Origin of the sequence: Blautia sp. RTP21359st1_E11_RTP21359_211015 (assembly GCF_040910705.1) — a bacterium.
Classification (GTDB): Bacteria; Bacillota; Clostridia; order Lachnospirales; family Lachnospiraceae; genus Blautia_A; species Blautia_A fusiformis.
This window is the reverse complement of the sequence record NZ_JBDGAB010000013.1, coordinates 15911-33943: the sequence shown is the minus strand read 5'-3', so window position 1 is coordinate 33943 and position 18033 is coordinate 15911. Positions and strand designations below refer to the sequence as shown.

Below are 18033 nucleotides of genomic sequence, written 5' to 3'. Positions count from 1 at the left end.
CTCCTTTTCAGATTACCTTGTGCTCCAGCCATTTGCGGCTGTGGAAACGCCAGGTAAAAATGATCCCACGGACAGTCCAGTCTGCAAACATTCCGATCCAGACACCCATAGGCCCGAAGCCCAGGACACGGATCAGGAAAACACAGAGACAGAACCTGCACGCCCACATGGTACAGCAGGAGGTGATCATGGAAAACTTCACGTCACCGGCTGCACGAAGACCATACCCCGGCACGAACGCCATTGTCCATACCACAGGCTTTACGATGGTGATCCATGTGATCATGTGGATGCACATTTCCGCACTGGTACTCTCCATTCCGCCAAGGATCGTCACCGGTCTGACCAAAATATACACGATCAGACAGCTTACGATAATAACTGCCTCTGCAATGACGCAGAGTTTTTTTATGTAATAGACCGCCTCATCCTTGCGGCCGGCACCAAGACACTGGCCTACGATGGTCATCAGGCCCACACCTACTCCGATGGCCGCGATACCATTCAGGTTCTCAAGGATATTGGTCATTGCCTGCGCTGCGATGGCTGCTGTTCCCAGTGTGGAAACCGTAGACTGGATGGCAAGCTTTCCAAGCTGAAACATACTGTTCTCAATTCCCGAAGGGATCCCAAGTCCCAGGATACGTCCGATCATGCTCCAGTCCGGACGGATCTTCAGGTAATCTTTCACAACGACAGGCTGACGATCCTTACGCAGCTGCCAGAGAACAACCACTGCACAGAAAATACGGGAAACCAGTGTGGAGATCGCCGCTCCTGCAACACCAAGGTGGAAAACCCAGATCAGAACCGCGTTTCCGCCAATGTTCATGATATTGGAGATCATGGAGATGGTCATAGGCCCCTTGGTATTCTCCTGGGCACGAAAGATCGAAGCCGCAGAATCATAAGCCGCAATAAAGGGGAATGACAGTGCCGTGAAAAAGAAATAGGTTTCCGATGCACGCATAACATCCGCATCCACCGCACCGAAGATCAGCCTCAAAAGCGGCTTCTGAAAGATCAGACAGACTGCAGATACCACTACAGAGATCGCTGTGATGATAAAAAGCACCTGCCTGGCAGACATATTCGCCTTCTCATAATTCCTCTGTCCGATATACTGGGCGCAGACAATAGCGCCTCCCGCTGCCAGCGCCGAAAAAGCCTGGATCAGAAGCACATTGATGGAATCCACCAGCGATACCGCAGAAAGAGCCGCAGATCCCACATTGCTGACCATCATGGTATCTGCGGTTCCCATTATCGAATTCAAAATCTGTTCCAGCACTACCGGCACCAGAAGATTACGGATCATCCGGTTGGTAAACATATGCTGCTGTTCCATTGTTACATCCTCCGCCTCACTTATTTATGACCTGACAAAGCAGAAAAAAATCGTCTGTATTTTATCAATCACACTTTCTCTGATATTATACCCTTTTCCCGCTCTTTTTCCAATATATTTTCTGTGTTTTTTGTACAAACTGCAAAATGCCGCAGGCGCGAAACCTGCGGCAGTCTTTGTATTTTGTGTTTTTTATGTAGCATCCAGACTTCTTAGAATTCGGATAAATCTTTATATGTATCACCGAAAAAGCGTTTGCATTTGTCAGCAACAATATCCGGATGAATATTTTTCAGCATCCGCTGACCATGAAGTTTCTTGGAATAATAAAGCTTTCTTGAATTCCGGATCTGATCCACATAATTTTTATTTGCTCTGGGAAGCTGTCCGATTTTTTCTTTTACACCACTCTGAACTGCATCAATGATTTCATCACTGATTTTGATATATTTACCATCAAAATAGCCATACTCTTCAATGTTATCTTTATATTCCTTTAGAATCTCATTATCTATATATTCTTTCAGATGATATACAAAAAACTGTCTGGCATCATTTTCTACATCATCTACGATACCTCTATCGCAATACAAATATTTATATCCGTTCTCCCAGTCGGCAATAAACCAGCTCTCCGCCTCCGGTGAAGCATACAACACAAAAACAGGCAATTTCTTCCCCAGTTTATCTTGAATCTTCTCTATGATCTTCCGGTTATATTCTCCAACCTCTTTCTGCGAATATCCGGCAAATCTACCATCAAGATCATCTTCCACCAAAATTGCTCTGCATTGAGAATACTCATCTCTGTGTTTTTCTATAAGCTCATAAACCTTTTCCAGCAATGCCTCACCTGTCCGTCCACTCATTTTATCGTCTATTTTCTTTGGCATTCCCTTTTTCTTTATGGTCTTATTAGGAAGGCACTGTCTATATTCATATCTATCATTAATTTTTTTCAAAAAAAACTGCATAGCTCCCGCTTCTGTATATCCACATGTCAGAAAACACACTATTACATCTACCATGGCCATCCTCCAAGTGCCGGATCATTCGTCCTGTATAGATCTCCCAGTTCCCAGTCACCAAGGTCCTCCGCTATATCAGCATATGTTATTTTTTTTATTTTTTCTTTATCACGAAATACAAATACTGCAACATTTCCATGTATGAATTCTTCTGTAAATACATCCAAAAAATCCGGTGAATGCGTACTTATAAAACACTGCTTAAAAGTACCCGCCGTCTGAATCCAGTTTCCAACCACCTTCTGCCAGGCAGGATGTAAATTCGTTTCCGGTTCATCAATCGCAAGCAATGCTCGTTCTCTGTTCATCGGCATATTGATCAGCATATTAAGAATGAGTCCCTTTAATGTTCCTTCCGAAACATCGGACAGATCATACTGTTCACCACTGCTATAGAGCATTCTGAAAATCAACTTATCATATGCTGTTGCCGCATCGATCATTTTCAAATTCGGAATAAGTTCTTTCATTCGGTCTTCAAACAAACTTCTCCATAACATATCCTCTGAAGTATAACGATTAAACACATTTGTAAAATTACCGGCATCATAATTCAGAAAATCATCCAGATTTTTGATGGTTACAGGCTCACGCATCTTGCGGGTATTAAACTGAGCACTTGTATATACGCTGAATCCATCAAAGTATTTCTGCAGATCATATAACAGCTGAGCAATATTAACTCTTACCAGCTCACTTCCATAAATACTCTTATTATTCAACAGAATATCTTTAAACTGCATGATGATCGTCTCTTTACTATCTACATCAAATGCCAGTCTTCGATTCTTTTGGCCTTTTCTGATAGCCGTAGAAAAACGCCCTTTTCCGATTTTATCATCATGACACCTGAAATAATTGAACTCATCTGTATATTTAGAAGTTCTTTCCGCTGCATTCAATTCTTCCAAAACAATGTTGCATTTCTCAATGGAATCACCCACATTAAAAGAAAACTGATATCTGACCGGCTGGCCATTTAAATTAATCTCCCAGGAAAAGTTAATTGCTTCTGAATCTGAAACCTGCTTATTCCGCATATGATCCCAGCCATTTCTGGAAATTGTATTTAAAAAAGCTGATTTCAAATTATCCTCTTTTCCAGTTCTTAACATTTCAGAAAAAAAAGTTAATGCCTTTATGAAGTTACTCTTTCCCGAATTATTAGGTCCGATCAGAATATTTATTTTCTCAAACTCAAGATCCTCTGCCTGAATATTTCTAAAATTATGGCAGGAAAATTTATTTATCATTTTTTATATTCATTCCTTTCGCCAGCTTGCTACACTGTCGCTTTCTTTTTTCGTTCCTCTACAGATGTTTTTAATATAGCACAATACAGATAAATTATAAAGAAGAAAAATTCGACATAACAAGCCGCCTTTAAGTAATGGCATCCCATTCATCCCTACACCGCTTCATCGCTCTGTACCTCCGCTGCCGCTCAGCTCCAACACTGATCTTATCTGCCGGTGCTGTGCATGGAAAATACACACCCTTTTTGTACGGAAGATATGAAGTAACAGAGGACCTGGACAGGCCAAGAGCATTTGCAGTTGAAAGGACAGCAGCTTTATGATCCTGTGTTTTTCTGAAATCATCAAAGGTCACCTGCACCTTCTCCGCCACATCCGATGCATACACACCGGCCGTGATAAGCAGCTTCCGAACCTTGATCGGGTTCAGCCCCAGCTCATCTGCAATGGCCTGCAAAGACATCCCGGCATCATAAAGCACAACAGACGAATCCATCAACTCCTTAAGGATCTTCCCGGCATCATACTCCGGCTTAGATTTCCTGCGGCCACCTCCGGGCCTTCTTGGTTTATACGCTCTTTTCTCACCCATAGATTACAAAACCAGCTCATACATTTTGAAAGTCATCTCGCCGCCATCTGTCAGAATATACAGTTCCTTCTTATCAATACTGTTATGCAGCATTTCATCAGAAGGATGGCTACCCTTCTTCCAATGTGGAAACAATGGATCACCCTGCTCCTGATCGATCAGCTCCCAGTACAGAGATTTTATGTTGTCAAAATCATCTTTTACTGCCTTACGAAATATCATTTGTTCCAATCCCCTTACTCATGCAGCTCCAGCGGCAGTCCGTCCGGGTCATGAAAAAATGTCATCTTCTTGCCGGTAAAATCATCCACACGGATCGGCTCACATTCAATCCCAACCTCCGCCAGCTCTTTCACCGTCTGCTCCACACTCTCCACACAGAAAGCAAGATGACGCAAACCACAAGCCTCCGGACGGCTCACCCGTTTCGGTGGATTTGGTTCTGCAAAAATCTCCAGCTCCGTGTGCTCATCCACACGCAGATCCAGCTTCCAGTCCTTACGCTCCGGACGGTAGTTTTCTCTGATGACGGAGAAGCCAAGCTTGTTTACGTAGAAATCCTTTGCGGATTCGTAGTTGGATACGATGATGGCGATGTGGTGTATTTTTGATAGGTTCATTTTGGTGTGCTCCTTTTTAGTTTGTCTTATTTTCGTTATAAACTATATAGCGGTTTTTAAAATATACCGTGTGTGCTTTAGCTCTGAAGGAGCACATGTATCACACACGGCATTATTTTTATTTCAGCCTTTCACTTGCATTTTAGTATATCACAAATCTGCAAATAAACCAGCCTTATACACGTATTTTTTACTCCACTGTAACACTCTTTGCAAGATTTCTCGGCTTATCGACATCCAGACCCTTTGCAACAGAAACATAATAGCCCAGAAGCTGCAGAGGAATCACTGCCAGGCTGCCCACGAAATGCTCATCTACCTTCGGCACATACACAGTGAAGTTCACCTGATCCTCGATCTCGTATTTGCCATATGTAGTCAGCCCCATCAGGTAGGATCCGCGGCTCTTGCACTCTAACATATTGCTTACAGTCTTCTCATACAGTCCGCTCTGAGTCAATACACCAATGACCAACGTTCCCTGCTCGATCAGACTGATCGTGCCATGTTTCAGCTCACCTGCTGCATATGCTTCAGAATGGATATAGCTGATTTCCTTCAACTTCAAACTGCCCTCCAGACAAACTGCATAGTCAATACCACGGCCCACAAAGAATACATCATGGGCATTGGCATACTTAGCAGCAAACCACTGGATACGTTCTTTATCTTCCAGGACCTTCTGCATCTTCTCCGGAATAGTCTGCAGCTCAGAAATATAGTAGCCATACTGCTCGTCTGTGATCTTTCCTCTGACTTTTGCAAACTGAACAGCCAGACAGTACATAGCCACAAGCTGTGCGCTGTATGCCTTGGTCGTAGCAACAGAGATCTCCGGACCAGCAAGTGTGTAGAACACCTTATCTGCTTCACGGGCAATACTGCTGCCAACCACATTGACAATCGCCATCGTGGCGATACCCTTTTCCTTAGCAAGCCGCAACGCTGCCAGTGTATCCGCTGTTTCACCAGACTGGCTGACAACGATCACCAGGGCTTTCTGATTAACTGGCATTTTACGATAGCGGAACTCTGACGCAAGTTCCACACGTACCGGGATATCTGCCATATCCTCCAGTACATATTGAGCAGCCATACCAACATGCCATGCAGAACCGCAGGCAACAATATAAATCTGCTCAAAGTTTTTAATCTCGTCCTCATTGATCTCCACGTTGGACAGATCAATAGCACCATTCCTGATCACGGAATTAAGGGTATCCTGGACAGCCTTCGGCTGCTCGTGGATTTCTTTCATCATGAAATGTTCAAAGCCGCCCTTTTCAGCAGCCTCAGCATCCCACTTGATTTCTGTAGTCTGCTTCTCGATCTCGTCACCGTTCAGATCATAAAAATGAGCCTCGCCCGGTGTCAGCTTTGCAAACTCAAGATTCCCGATATAATATACATTTCTCGTATATTTCAGGATTGCCGGGACATCAGAAGCCACATAAGTCTCGCCATCTGCAATACCAATGATCATCGGACTGTCCTTACGAGCCACCCAAATCTCGCCCGGATAATCACGGAACATCAGCTCAAGAGCATAAGAACCGCGGACACGGACCATTGTCTTCGCAATGGCATCGATAGGACCAAGGCTGTACTTTTTATAATAGTAATCAACCAGCTTAACAACCACCTCTGTATCTGTCTGACTGTAAAAAGTATAACCGTGCTTCAGCAGCTTCTCTTTCAATTCTGTGTAATTCTCAATGATACCGTTATGCACACCAACGACCTCAGACTCCACAGCACCGGAACCTGATTTACTGCAGTTACCAGAAACATGAGGATGTGCATTGATCTGGCTGGGCTCACCATGGGTAGCCCAGCGGGTATGTCCAATACCACAGGCTCCTTTTAACGCTTTGCCCGCATCTGTTTTCTCGACCAGATTCGTCAGACGGCCCTTTGCCTTCACGACCTCTGCCAGCGCCTCTCCATCACGGACAGCCAGTCCAGCTGAGTCATATCCTCTATATTCCAGTTTCGACAGACCGTCCAGCAGGATCGGTGCTGCCGGACGCTTTCCTGTAAAACCAACGATTCCACACATAGGTTTATCCCTCCCGTTATTTAAATCTCTCGTCTAATATACGTAAATGCCTCAAAACATGGCGTAGTGTAAAATAACAGATTTTCTGTTATGATATCTACATCATTTTTTGAGGCACTTACGTATACTTGCACATAATCCATCGATAGATTTGCGCATATCTGTTCTGCCACATTATCCGAATATTTGGATAAGCCACAAGCAAGGAATATGCGGGATACCCCTTCCGCAATACGCTTCATCATAGCTTTTTCATTGTCTGTAGAAGCTTCAGAAGTGTATCAGGCTGAAAACCCTCTGGAATATAAAATTTCATACTCTGAAAATAGATCATCAGACGGTTATTTGTGGACATAATCCTGTTCTGCGCATTATGAGAATAAGCAGTATTCGTTGAACACAGGATTTCACCAAAAGCTATAACAGCTTCCTGATTTGTTCTTGCCATATGTGCAGTCTCCTTCGATATACTTTTTACGAATAAAATATATCAGGAAAATCTCCGATGGTCACTACGCCATGTTTTGAGGCACTTACGGAATATCAATTAATGTAATTCCTGGTCACAGCAATGCAATGCCGCCGCAATCACTTGATCCATATCATAATACTTATACTCACCCAGACGGCCGCCAAAGATCACCTTCTCTTCCTTTTCTGTCAGTTCCTTATATTTTCCATAAAGAGCACTATTCTTCTCATCATTTACAGGATAATAAGGTTCATCTCCTGGCTTCCACTCAGAACTGAACTCACGGCTGATCACAGTCTTCGGAAGGTCATTACCCTCCTCATCCTTTCCAAACTCAAACCATTTATGTTCGATGATCCTGGTCCACGGAGTTTCACGGTCTGTATAATTCACAGCTGCATTTCCCTGGAAATTCGGCTTGTCCAAAGTCTCTATTTCAAAACGGACAGAACGATATTCCAGAGTACCCAGTGTATAACCAAAATACGCATCAATAGGGCCCGTATAAACCACCTTATCTGCAATGGCATCCAGCTCTTTTTTGTTCTCCAGATAATCTGTATTCAGGCGAACTTCAATTCCTTCCAGAAGATTTGCTACCAGTTTTGTATATCCGCCTACCGGGATTCCCTGATACAGTGCATTAAAATAATTGTTATCAAAAGTCAGACGCACCGGAAGACGCTTGATAATGAAAGAAGGAAGATCCTTGCAGTCACGGCCCCACTGTTTCTCTGTATAGCCTTTAATCAGCTTTTTATAAATATCACGTCCAACCAGAGAGATTGCCTGCTCCTCCAGATTCTCAGGTTCTATAATCCCAGCTTCTTTCCGCTGTTCTTCAATCTTCGCTACAGCTTCCTCCGGTGTTACCACACCCCACATTTTATTAAATGTATACATATTAAAAGGAAGACTGTATAACTCTCCTTTATAGTTTGCAACCGGACTGTTTGTAAAACGGTTGAACTCCGCAAACTGTGTGACATAATTCCATACTTTTTTATTATTTGTATGGAAAATATGTGCACCGTATTTATGTACATTGATTCCCTCGATTTTTTCTGTATAGACATTTCCTGCAATATTAGGCCGTTTGTCCACTACAAGAACTGTCTTTCCTGATCTTTTTGCTTCGTGAGCGAAAATCGCACCGTATAAGCCGGAACCCACTACCAAATAATCATACATTATCATTCACTCCTCATATTTTGTAATTTTAAAGCTAAAATCATCACGATCTCACCATTGACAACTGTAATAATAATCATTTTTGATTCTCAATACCTGAAATTTTGTTGTTTCTTAAAAATAGCATTTGGAATCATATTAATTAAAAAAGACAGAACTTGGAGAAAATCACAATAATCAAAACAACATCGGAATAATATATATTCCCAAGGCAACTATCGTTACTATTATAGTAATAATTTTCCAAATATTATATTCTCTATCCATTTTTTCTTTAGTTAAAACATCTGGTTCTTCAATATCACCAATTTCTTCCTCAATTGAAAGCATCTGATGTCCCTTATTATGTGTATATGCATAATAAAATACAATACATACTATTGTAATAATTCCTGCTGTAAGTAAGGCAACTTTATCAGCAAAGAGTAACATAAAGCAATATATTACAATAGTAACCAAACAACCTAATACGCCTAAAGGAGCTTTATATGGCCTTTTCATATCCGGATAACTTCTACGAAGTCCTATATAAGATAAACAGCCAATCATATAACATATAGCTAATGAAATCAATGAAACAGAAGCAATATAATTTATAGATCCTGTTGCGATCAAAATAAAGTTAATAAGCCCAACGCCTGTTATAGCCACATACGGCGTTTTAAACTTAGGGTGAATCTTGCTAAGAAACGACGGAAGGGCTCCATCTTCTGCCATTGTATAAATATATCTAGCTGGTGCCGCGATACCTGGATTAATTGTAGATAAATCTCCGCCAAATGCGATACCAATACATAAAAGTATAATTGGAAATCCGACTAGTCCAACAGCCTTTAATCCTTCAGCGTAAGGCGCATCTGCCACTGCCAAAACACCATAAAATTTCTTAGGAACAAGTCCAACAAGAAACCACTGGAATAATGCATTTAACGCAAATACTAAAAACACAGAGATCTTAAGAGCTCTGGGTAACGTATACTGCGGATATTTCGTCTCTGCTCCCATAGATACGCAAGTTTCAAATCCTGTATAGCACCACCATACAAGTCCAAAAATATACATCATCTCATTAAAAGGTGGTAGACTATTCATTGCAATACCGCCAAAATATTCTATATGTATTTTGGGAATCATATACAAAAACCAACAAACAGAACAGCCCCAGAAAAAAAACATAAATGCTATCTGCGCCTTCCCGGATTGTTCAATTCCTCGATAATTTAATATTAAAAAAACAGCTACAAGAGCAATTGCAATTACACGGGAATCCAGCCATGCAATGTTAAGATTAAATTGTTCCAATAGAATTTTAAAATAATTAGCAAATGCAAGTGTCTCTCCTGCACCAATTGCTACAACTGAAATGATATAATGCCATCCTGCCATATTGGCCCAAACCCTGTTTAATCCTCGTTTCGCGTAATTATATGTTCCTCCTGCACAGGGCAACGCAGCGGACATCTCTCCATAAATAAGACATGGCCAAATTGAAATCAGCAATGCTATAAATGTAAATCCTATAATCCACGATCCCACTAAGCCAATTTGTGCTGAGCCACAGGTAAACAATCCTACCCCTACTACAGTTCCTATCGTCATGCTGATAGATTCTTTTAATCCAAGTACTCGAACCAGTTTATTCTCCTTCATATATCATTCTCCTTCACAGTCTAAAATATGATCTGCATACTTTTCTGCCATATCCCGCCAATTAATAAGAGCGTCTCCCATAACTGCTCCACAGGATTCCCGATACAATGCCCATACGTACCAATAATAAGCAATAATAGCCGTATATGCCCAAAAATGATAATATCTCTTCTCAGTATAACTATCTTGTAAATATTCTTTTATAAAACGTTCTGCTTCATCGAAATCATACATTGCATCAACAATATAATATCCAACATCAATTCCTGGATCAGAATACCCTGAATATTCCCAGTCAATAAGTATTACATTACCGTCTGGCTTGATCATCCAGTTAGATTTATAGGTATCACCATGACAAAAACATTTTTCGACCCCATCACCAGCAGTCTTTTTATAAAGTAATTCAATCTTTCTTTTTAATTTCTCATTTTTTTCAAAACATTCCGGAGCTTTTTTTCGAAGTAGTTTTTCAATCTTCAAAGAATCTTTCCAAGGGTCCATCCCATAATCAACTTTAATACCCGAACCATGAAGTTTTCTGAGTACACTTATAATTTTTTTTGAATCTTTAAATGAATTGTAATCCGGTTCTCTGAATTCTGATATGAATACTGATATCTTCCATCCTTCATTAATGTCAGCATAAATGTAAGTAGGATCAATCCCTATTTCTTTTGCTTTAATCAGAGAGTTTTTTTCATTTTTACGACTAATAATGCTGTCTGTCCCATCCCCGGGATGACGATATATGTAATCCATACCATTAATTTCAAAAATAAATGATGTATTTGTCATTCCCTCATTTACATTACGAAAATTTACGATATCTTCTTCATCGCATCTGAAAATAAGTTTAATATTGTGGATAATTTCACTATGTGTATGTCCCTGATACTGGCTGTCAAACCTTCGCAAATCCTCGAAATAGTCAAATTCATAAATATTTCCTTCTTCATATTCTTTAAAATAGAATGATGGCAGATTATTCAGATTATCTTTAACCATCCATTCCCAAAAGCTCTGATTATACTTTCCGACAGTCCTGTCTGCTTCCATAAGTTTAATAAAAGCGTTCGAGAAATCCTCATTCCAAAACGAATGTCCAAATAATACTTTTCCTGAATCCCTGTACTTTTCCATCATAATGATTTTTCCATTTTCATCAGTATCAACATACATCTCATTCGTTTTTTTCTTAATACTTATCCCTGCGTTAAATGTCTGATACTCATATTGATTAAAAGGATTTTCAACAAAATAGCTATCACTTACACATATATACGTGTTTCTTAGTTTTTCTTTTGCCAGGTACAAACTCTCTATGTTATTCTTTATATTAAAAGACTCATTAATTATAAAATTTACTCCATATTTGTCTTCCAAATAATAAAACATTTCTTTTTTGTATCCAAGCACAATCGTGATGTTCTTTATTCCAGCATCCTGAAGTTGCTGAATCTGTCTTTCAATCAGCTTCTCTCCTTTTACTTCAAATAAACCCTTAGGTTGTTCCAACGATAAAGGAATAAAGCGGGTAGATGCCCCGGCTGCTAAAATCACCGCATTATTTACACGGTATGGTTCCAAAGCTTCAAGCCCAGTATCAGTGATTTTAGATCCATTTTTCGCTATCAGTCCCGCCTGTATCAAATAATTGAAAACCTCTTGTTTTTGTAATGACTTTTTAACATCTAAATCAGAAGAACAATTAATTCGTCCAACGTTACCATTATAAAAACTATTTAATATATTGAATTCATCTTTTTTCATTAACTCTTCTTCCTCTCATGCGTTATTTCGCAAAATATCCATCGCATAACTGATTTGAATATATTTTCTCTGCCGCTTTTATGCTCTTTGCTCAAATATAGTTTTTCGTTACCGCCTTCACTTGTTACGTTAAGTCTTACATAAAAGTCAGAAAAGAAATAATTTGCTGATGATATGTTTACAAAATCAAGAAGTAATATATCTTCACCCAATTTAATTATTTCCTCAGTTATATACTATTCTCAACAAGGTAAGAAACTGTAACATCTCTTTTATTTACATTTTCATAACTATTAGAGTGAATAAAAATCCACAAAATCTTGATATGTATTAATCCCGTAATCTTTGAAATTATATTCCTTTCTCTCACCTACAAGATCATGATACCATTGAAGGGTTTCCCTCATATTTGGCACATCAATATTTACATACTCTGCGATCTGTATTAAAATCACCAGCCCGTATGAAAAATCAGCGGTAAAATATCTTGAATTAAAATCAGGGATATATCCCCCTTCTACTTTTTTCGTTGGACTTGTCAGTCCCTTAAATCCGGTAATTCCCGATATCTTCTTTGTCATCGCTTCTGCAGTCGGGCTTTCATAATGAACACACAATGATTTTACATAGGATAAGTTAAACGGCAACGTCTTGCATAATTGCTGAACCTCTGTATCACAGGCGATAAGAAGCTCTGACGTTTCGTTATTCCAGTTTTCATAAAAAAGGGGAACTTTTTTGTAGACAACCCCTTCTTTCCAATCTCCGTACAAATTTCTGAGCCGCGTGGTATGAAGAATAGGGTTCGAAGGAGTAAGTGTAATATTTAAATAATTAGGAAGTGGCGTTGTTTTAACACCAATAATACTTTCAATTATCTTACAGCATTCTCCCGTCTCTTTATGTGGTATCGCAGCTACAAACATTTCATCTCTATATCCAATTGCCTTTACAGTATTTCCATATTCAATAAGGCGGGCAACACTTGGCACTCTTTGTACCCCGAAAACTGTAGCACCTTTTTTAATACATCCATAAAATGCACACTCTCCACCACCAGTGCCCGGAACAATACATATTTTCAGCCCTGGTTTAACAAAAGGCTCTATTTTCTGTGCATTCAGCCGCATTAGTGTAGCAGGCATGGTCACAAAGATCAGATCAGCATTGGAAAATGCTTCCTTCTCATCATCTGTTGCTTTCTCAATGATTCCACGATGAATAATTTCATTCTCTTCATTTACAACTGTTAAAAGTTTGTTTATTTTCTCCGGTTTTGAGCCGTAAACTACAACCTTGTGCCCATTTTCTGCACAATGAGCAGCAAATTGAGTCCCTATATTCCCTGCTCCTACTATCGTTATATTCATATCAATCATCCTTATCTATATGTTTCATCCAATTGAGCAAGTTCATAATAATTATCTATCTCCATAATATCCTGTTTATTGCATTGTCTTATCTCTACTTTATAATTTTCTTTTTTGAGAATTAATGGAACTTCCTCCCAGAAAACACCTTTATTGTCCTTATATATTTCAGCCCAGTCTGATCTCAATTTCTGACAATCTTCCTTTGTCCAGTAGGAAATACCGTAATAATTATAGCAATAGGTATTACCCTTTTGATATTCCGAAATATAGCCATCTTTAATCCTGAATGACCAATCATCTGTCTCCAGTGAATAGGAACCTAAAATATTAGATACATATTGATATTTTCTAATCACCTCTGGATTTGTAATATATAGATCCGCTTCACAAAGATAACCGTTATTAATCTCTTTCGAAGCTAAGATCACTGAAGATATATTATTTTCTTTATCATACCGGTCATTATCTATAAAACGCACAAATGGATATTTCTCAAGAATTTCATTAAACCGTTCCTTTTTATATCCCCTTATTATTACAATATCTTTAATACCAACATTCACCAGTGCATCTAGCAACGTGTCTATAATTCGTTTGCCATTAACCGTTACCATGGGCTTCGGTCTGTCAGCTGTAGCAGGCATCATTCTTGCTCCAAACCCCGCTGCCATAATCACCGCCTTTTTAACTCTATAGGGTTCAAGTGCTTCTATACCTTTTGAAGTTATAGAAAGCATCTGTTTTCCCTCAATATACCCAGAAATTTTAGCTTCTTGCAAACTTTTAGATACAGTATTCCCCGAAATCTGAATCGCATCTGATATTTCTCTGATTCCATATTCCTTTTTCCCATTTTTCTCAATGAAACATAAAACTTCAAACAAATATCTGTTCACTATCTCACCTTTTCTCTTTCTATCTATTTGTATATTCTGTATATGATTTATCTGTATCAAAGAAAACGTTTCCATGTAGCGAAGTACCTATAACAAATTTCATATAATCACCATATGTCCGCGATAAAATAGCATGATAATTAACTGGTACTGGTATTTTTAAGAATTCAAAATCCATCATTTCACATTTATCAAAATCCTCTTTATATCTGTAAAACTTTGTATTCAATGGAGATAATGATAAGGGACATTTTTTTTCACAGATTATTGAATCATAGCTTACTGCCGCTTCTTCCATTTTTTTATAATAATACAGAGAACTCTTGCTTTTTAGTTTATAAAGTGGATAATATAATGTCTTTATCAACTGTTTTATTTTATTATCTGATGATGCAAAATCACTCCAGACTAGGCTGGTTTTATAAGCTTTTTCCTTCAGCATGGCAACTTTTTTCCGAAGTGTTTTTTCTTCTTCTGCATCATCCGGGATATTATCAAATGGAAATATATCTACAAATATACCTTGATTAAACTTTATATTTTTTCTAGTATCATTTGCCAATATAGCTGCCGTATCAGTTCTTCTGATCTGAACATGTCCGCGCAAAGAACCTGGATCTGTATATTCGGTCTGAAAAAAATACGGATATTTAAATTCTTTCATTCCAACCTCGCACAGTTTATTATAATTTTCACGGTCCATTTCAAAATCAATATCATCATCCCATGGGATAAATCCTTTGTGCCGGACAGCTCCAAGGGTTGTTCCACCATCACTAAAAATCTTTATATTATATTTTTCACAGACTTCTATGATTTTCGCAGTAATATCTAATTCAACTGCCCAGACCTCTTTCATCTTTGATGTTACCGTATATCCACATCTGACTTCCTCATCTAAAAATCCATCTGGCAACTCTATATTTAAATCAACCATTTTAGTATTTATTCCTCCACTCTTCCGGACATAAAATATGCTGTAAAAATATTCTTCAAGTATTATTTCCTTCTTCTTATGATTTTCAAAGCATCATAAATAACATTATCTTTTAACACAATTAACATAATTCCATATAATGCCATGCCAAATATGACCTGACATACAGAAATGCTTATACTTCCCTGATAATTTCCACCTATAAACAATACTGCCCAAAACATCACAAAACCAGCAAGCAGTTTCTTCCAAAGAACATTCAAGATTTTTTTCCAATTTATAAATCCCTTGCTCATGTGAACATAAATAGCACTGATGACACACTCTGCCACAACACTTGCAAGCGTAGCACCATTTGCACCATATTTATAAATCAATGCCAGATTCAGCAAAAAATTGGTTACTGCTCCCGCAATAATTCCTTTGGAGCTTCTGGCACGCTGACCTGAAGGGGTTAAATATTGTGACCCCATAATATTGCTAATACAGATCACCAACGGTAATGGACTCATTAAATACAGAAGCGTAACTACCGGTTCATAACCATTTCCAAAAAACCATGGAACAAAATTCCTTGCAGCTCCCCAAATTCCAAACATAATTGGAACCGCAAGCGCAAAAATAAACTCGAAGCTTTTATTAATTTTATCCTTAATTTCTTCTGTCCGACCTTCGGCAAAAAGATACGATTGTCTGGAAACCATTACAGTATTCAAAGAAAAAAGCAGACTCTCTATCATACGGATAATTTTTGTCGCCTGCTCATAATAACCGTTTAATTCTTCAGACTTAGTAATTGCGCCAATCATTGTTTTATCTAACACAGTATAAACAGATGTAGCAACTGTAGGTATAAAGTATGCGAACGTCTGCTTTAAATGGATTTTGAATGGATGAAGCGTTTTAAACTCTACTTTCGCTAATAATTTAGGAAGATAAGTCCACATAGAAATATTACCGATCAATCCTGTAGCAGCCATAATGCCTACATACAAGAATATATCGGTTTCTTTTTTTACAAAAAGAAACAGTAATATAATTCCTGTGATTTTCACCAAAGTATTTCGAATAACAATATATTTAAATTTTTCAAATCCTCCAAAATACCAGGATATATCAAACGCAACCGCCAAAACAGATAAAGTCAGTACACTATAAATTGCTGTATACTGTGTTGAAATAAAAATCCATGCTATCCAAACTATTAATGATACTGCTGTAGTCGTAAGTGAAAGAATTTCAATTTCCCAAAACAACTTAGAAGATGTTTCTGGATCATCACGATGCATCGCTATTTCTCGCTGTCCATAAGAAGCTGTTCCTAAAGCTGCAAATAGTGTAAAATACGTCACAATTGAATTTGTGTAACTATAAATTCCAACTCCGTTTGAACCTAATACTCTGGAAATATATGGTGCAGTAATCAATGGAGTGATTAAAGAGAGCACTTGATATATCGTATTATATATATAATTTTTTTTAATGCTGGTTTGCACCATTTTCTTATGATTTGCCATATATTATGATTCCTTCATAAATTTCAATTTCTTAAAGATTAAAGTTTAGCTTTCAATCTGTGTTTTATAAAAACTAATTTCTAAATATTCTCAGTGTTATCAAAGTTTTATCTTGATCCGTCTTCGTTTTGTAACCACTCTATTTGGCATCCATCTTCTTTTTCCATCCGAAGTCTTATTGGACAACAATAATTTTATTCCTAAAATTAATAATGGATTCAATGCTGTATTAAACATAATATTATTAATTATTGAAAAAACACATATAGCAAAACACCAACTAATTAATTTAATATTATTCGTTTTCATAGCATAATGAGAAAGATAAGTATACAAAAACATTATTATTGCAAATAAAATCAATCCATATCCTATGAGCATATAAACATATCCACAATCTATATAAAAATAATGATTAACAAAATTTTGATCTATATATTCTTGGTTAGACTTTATTCTCTGTCCTATCAAATTTACTCCATATTGCTCAAAACCTTGCAGATTAAATTTCAACCTAGAATTAATCATTTCATTGAACGCAAATATAATTGCAGAACTCTTATATTTTAAAGATGCTAAAATTACTGATACTGCCGCAAGTGGATACATAAACGTAGCAATACAGGTCATAAACTTATGCTGCTTATTCACGTTTATGCTGCCTAATATCAAAACAGCCAACATGAAAATAATATATACATAGAATTCCAGACGTACTGTGCATACTTTATATACCAAGATATGTACAGGTAAACTTAAAATCAAGAACAATCGTTCCATCTTTTTAGACCGAATAAGCCAATAAATTGCAAAAGTTTCCATTAAAATAACACATGGAACATTTGAATAATATGCAAATCCCAAACAATGTGCTTTCATATTTTCATGATAATAAATATCATCCGGTATGAATCCCAACAAAGCTGGTACAATAACTATGCATAAAAAGATAGCATTATTTATTACACTACTCTTTATAATTTTACGTACATCAATATGAAGAGATGTAACAATTGATATTCCATATAATGCAAAAGTAATATCGTGCATGATAATTGCTGATATAAGTATTACAATTCCAAATAAAAAAACACTCACAAAATCAAAGATTTTATATTTATCGATGCAGAAAGACCATAAAAATATAGTAGCCGATAAGTACTGTACCACTTCACATATTTGAAATCTATTAACTCCAAACAGATATGAATTTCCAATTACCACTGCTGATAATCCCATGAGAAAATATCCTACTAAATATAAAGTTTCTTTATTAATCTTTATTAATTTCTTCATATCATCCTACTCTGATTTACCTTTT

At 37.8% G+C, this 18033-nt stretch carries 17 protein-coding genes; all 17 read right to left on the bottom strand.

Features of this window, described 5'->3' with window-relative positions; translation table 11 throughout:
- Nucleotides 1–7: 7 nt before the first annotated feature.
- The 17 genes from AB5026_RS06570 to AB5026_RS06490 all read right to left on the bottom strand — a co-directional run bounded on the left by AB5026_RS06570 (nt 8) and on the right by AB5026_RS06490 (nt 18008).
- Nucleotides 8–1348, bottom strand: coding sequence for an MATE family efflux transporter (locus tag AB5026_RS06570; protein ID WP_173758176.1), 1341 nt, complete (start codon nt 1346–1348; stop codon nt 8–10).
- A 212-nt stretch (nt 1349–1560) separates the two neighbouring features.
- Nucleotides 1561–2376 carry a hypothetical protein gene (locus AB5026_RS06565; RefSeq protein WP_118753097.1) on the bottom strand — a complete coding sequence of 272 codons (816 nt, stop codon included), beginning with the start codon at nt 2374–2376 and terminating at the stop codon, nt 1561–1563.
- A complete protein-coding gene (locus AB5026_RS06560; RefSeq protein WP_118753098.1) occupies nt 2370–3629 on the bottom strand; it encodes an AAA family ATPase in 1260 nt (419 codons plus the stop codon). The genes AB5026_RS06565 and AB5026_RS06560 overlap by 7 nt, the downstream gene beginning before the upstream one ends.
- A gap of 130 nt (nt 3630–3759) precedes the next feature.
- On the bottom strand, nt 3760–4224 hold the full coding sequence (locus AB5026_RS06555) for a hypothetical protein (RefSeq protein ID WP_118753099.1): 465 nt from the start codon (nt 4222–4224) through the stop codon (nt 3760–3762).
- Nucleotides 4225–4227: 3 nt separating this feature from the next.
- Nucleotides 4228–4446, bottom strand: coding sequence for a hypothetical protein (locus AB5026_RS06550; RefSeq protein WP_118753100.1), 219 nt, complete (start codon nt 4444–4446; stop codon nt 4228–4230).
- A 14-nt stretch (nt 4447–4460) separates the two neighbouring features.
- A complete protein-coding gene (locus tag AB5026_RS06545) occupies nt 4461–4844 on the bottom strand; it encodes a VOC family protein (RefSeq protein ID WP_114002406.1) in 384 nt (127 codons plus the stop codon).
- A gap of 190 nt (nt 4845–5034) precedes the next feature.
- Nucleotides 5035–6903, bottom strand: a complete 1869-nt coding sequence (gene glmS, locus AB5026_RS06540; protein ID WP_118623856.1) for a glutamine--fructose-6-phosphate transaminase (isomerizing) — start codon at nt 6901–6903, stop codon at nt 5035–5037.
- Between the two features lie 241 nt (nt 6904–7144).
- A complete protein-coding gene (locus tag AB5026_RS06535; protein ID WP_118753101.1) occupies nt 7145–7351 on the bottom strand; it encodes a hypothetical protein in 207 nt (68 codons plus the stop codon).
- Nucleotides 7352–7450: 99 nt separating this feature from the next.
- Complete coding sequence (gene glf / locus AB5026_RS06530) at nt 7451–8566, bottom strand: UDP-galactopyranose mutase (protein WP_330490048.1); 1116 nt, start codon at nt 8564–8566, stop codon at nt 7451–7453.
- A gap of 177 nt (nt 8567–8743) precedes the next feature.
- Nucleotides 8744–10216 (bottom strand): APC family permease, encoded by a 1473-nt coding sequence (locus AB5026_RS06525; protein WP_118753102.1) that lies wholly within the window; start codon nt 10214–10216, stop codon nt 8744–8746.
- A gap of 3 nt (nt 10217–10219) precedes the next feature.
- Nucleotides 10220–11989: a phosphotransferase gene (locus AB5026_RS06520; RefSeq protein WP_118753103.1), complete on the bottom strand. Its 1770-nt coding sequence runs from the start codon at nt 11987–11989 to the stop codon at nt 10220–10222.
- The gene (locus AB5026_RS06515; protein ID WP_118753104.1) at nt 11989–12201 is read right to left on the bottom strand and encodes a hypothetical protein; all 213 of its coding nucleotides are present in this window, start codon (nt 12199–12201) and stop codon (nt 11989–11991) included. The genes AB5026_RS06520 and AB5026_RS06515 overlap by 1 nt, the downstream gene beginning before the upstream one ends.
- A gap of 81 nt (nt 12202–12282) precedes the next feature.
- Complete coding sequence (locus AB5026_RS06510; protein WP_173741300.1) at nt 12283–13359, bottom strand: NAD/NADP-dependent octopine/nopaline dehydrogenase family protein; 1077 nt, start codon at nt 13357–13359, stop codon at nt 12283–12285.
- A gap of 11 nt (nt 13360–13370) precedes the next feature.
- Nucleotides 13371–14258, bottom strand: coding sequence for a sugar phosphate nucleotidyltransferase (locus AB5026_RS06505; protein WP_177968467.1), 888 nt, complete (start codon nt 14256–14258; stop codon nt 13371–13373).
- Between the two features lie 19 nt (nt 14259–14277).
- A complete protein-coding gene (locus AB5026_RS06500; protein ID WP_118753107.1) occupies nt 14278–15195 on the bottom strand; it encodes a phosphorylcholine transferase LicD in 918 nt (305 codons plus the stop codon).
- Nucleotides 15196–15257: 62 nt separating this feature from the next.
- Nucleotides 15258–16712 (bottom strand): flippase, encoded by a 1455-nt coding sequence (locus tag AB5026_RS06495; protein ID WP_237971258.1) that lies wholly within the window; start codon nt 16710–16712, stop codon nt 15258–15260.
- A gap of 99 nt (nt 16713–16811) precedes the next feature.
- On the bottom strand, nt 16812–18008 hold the full coding sequence (locus AB5026_RS06490) for a hypothetical protein (RefSeq protein WP_118753108.1): 1197 nt from the start codon (nt 18006–18008) through the stop codon (nt 16812–16814).
- Nucleotides 18009–18033: the final 25 nt, after the last annotated feature.

What these genes read in the sequence shown, in the direction of transcription:
- AB5026_RS06570 (WP_173758176.1), bottom strand. Translation starts at nt 1,348, where the DNA reads ATGGAACAGCAGCATATGTTTACCAACCGGATGATCCGTAATCTTCTG.
- AB5026_RS06565 (WP_118753097.1), bottom strand. Translation starts at nt 2,376, where the DNA reads ATGGTAGATGTAATAGTGTGTTTTCTGACATGTGGATATACAGAAGCG.
- AB5026_RS06560 (WP_118753098.1), bottom strand. Translation starts at nt 3,629, where the DNA reads ATGATAAATAAATTTTCCTGCCATAATTTTAGAAATATTCAGGCAGAG.
- AB5026_RS06555 (WP_118753099.1), bottom strand. Translation starts at nt 4,224, where the DNA reads ATGGGTGAGAAAAGAGCGTATAAACCAAGAAGGCCCGGAGGTGGCCGC.
- AB5026_RS06550 (WP_118753100.1), bottom strand. Translation starts at nt 4,446, where the DNA reads ATGATATTTCGTAAGGCAGTAAAAGATGATTTTGACAACATAAAATCT.
- AB5026_RS06545 (WP_114002406.1), bottom strand. Translation starts at nt 4,844, where the DNA reads ATGAACCTATCAAAAATACACCACATCGCCATCATCGTATCCAACTAC.
- glmS (WP_118623856.1), bottom strand. Translation starts at nt 6,903, where the DNA reads ATGTGTGGAATCGTTGGTTTTACAGGAAAGCGTCCGGCAGCACCGATC.
- AB5026_RS06535 (WP_118753101.1), bottom strand. Translation starts at nt 7,351, where the DNA reads ATGGCAAGAACAAATCAGGAAGCTGTTATAGCTTTTGGTGAAATCCTG.
- glf (WP_330490048.1), bottom strand. Translation starts at nt 8,566, where the DNA reads ATGTATGATTATTTGGTAGTGGGTTCCGGCTTATACGGTGCGATTTTC.
- AB5026_RS06525 (WP_118753102.1), bottom strand. Translation starts at nt 10,216, where the DNA reads ATGAAGGAGAATAAACTGGTTCGAGTACTTGGATTAAAAGAATCTATC.
- AB5026_RS06520 (WP_118753103.1), bottom strand. Translation starts at nt 11,989, where the DNA reads ATGAAAAAAGATGAATTCAATATATTAAATAGTTTTTATAATGGTAAC.
- AB5026_RS06510 (WP_173741300.1), bottom strand. Translation starts at nt 13,359, where the DNA reads ATGAATATAACGATAGTAGGAGCAGGGAATATAGGGACTCAATTTGCT.
- AB5026_RS06500 (WP_118753107.1), bottom strand. Translation starts at nt 15,195, where the DNA reads ATGGTTGATTTAAATATAGAGTTGCCAGATGGATTTTTAGATGAGGAA.
- AB5026_RS06495 (WP_237971258.1), bottom strand. Translation starts at nt 16,712, where the DNA reads ATGGCAAATCATAAGAAAATGGTGCAAACCAGCATTAAAAAAAATTAT.
- AB5026_RS06490 (WP_118753108.1), bottom strand. Translation starts at nt 18,008, where the DNA reads ATGAAGAAATTAATAAAGATTAATAAAGAAACTTTATATTTAGTAGGA.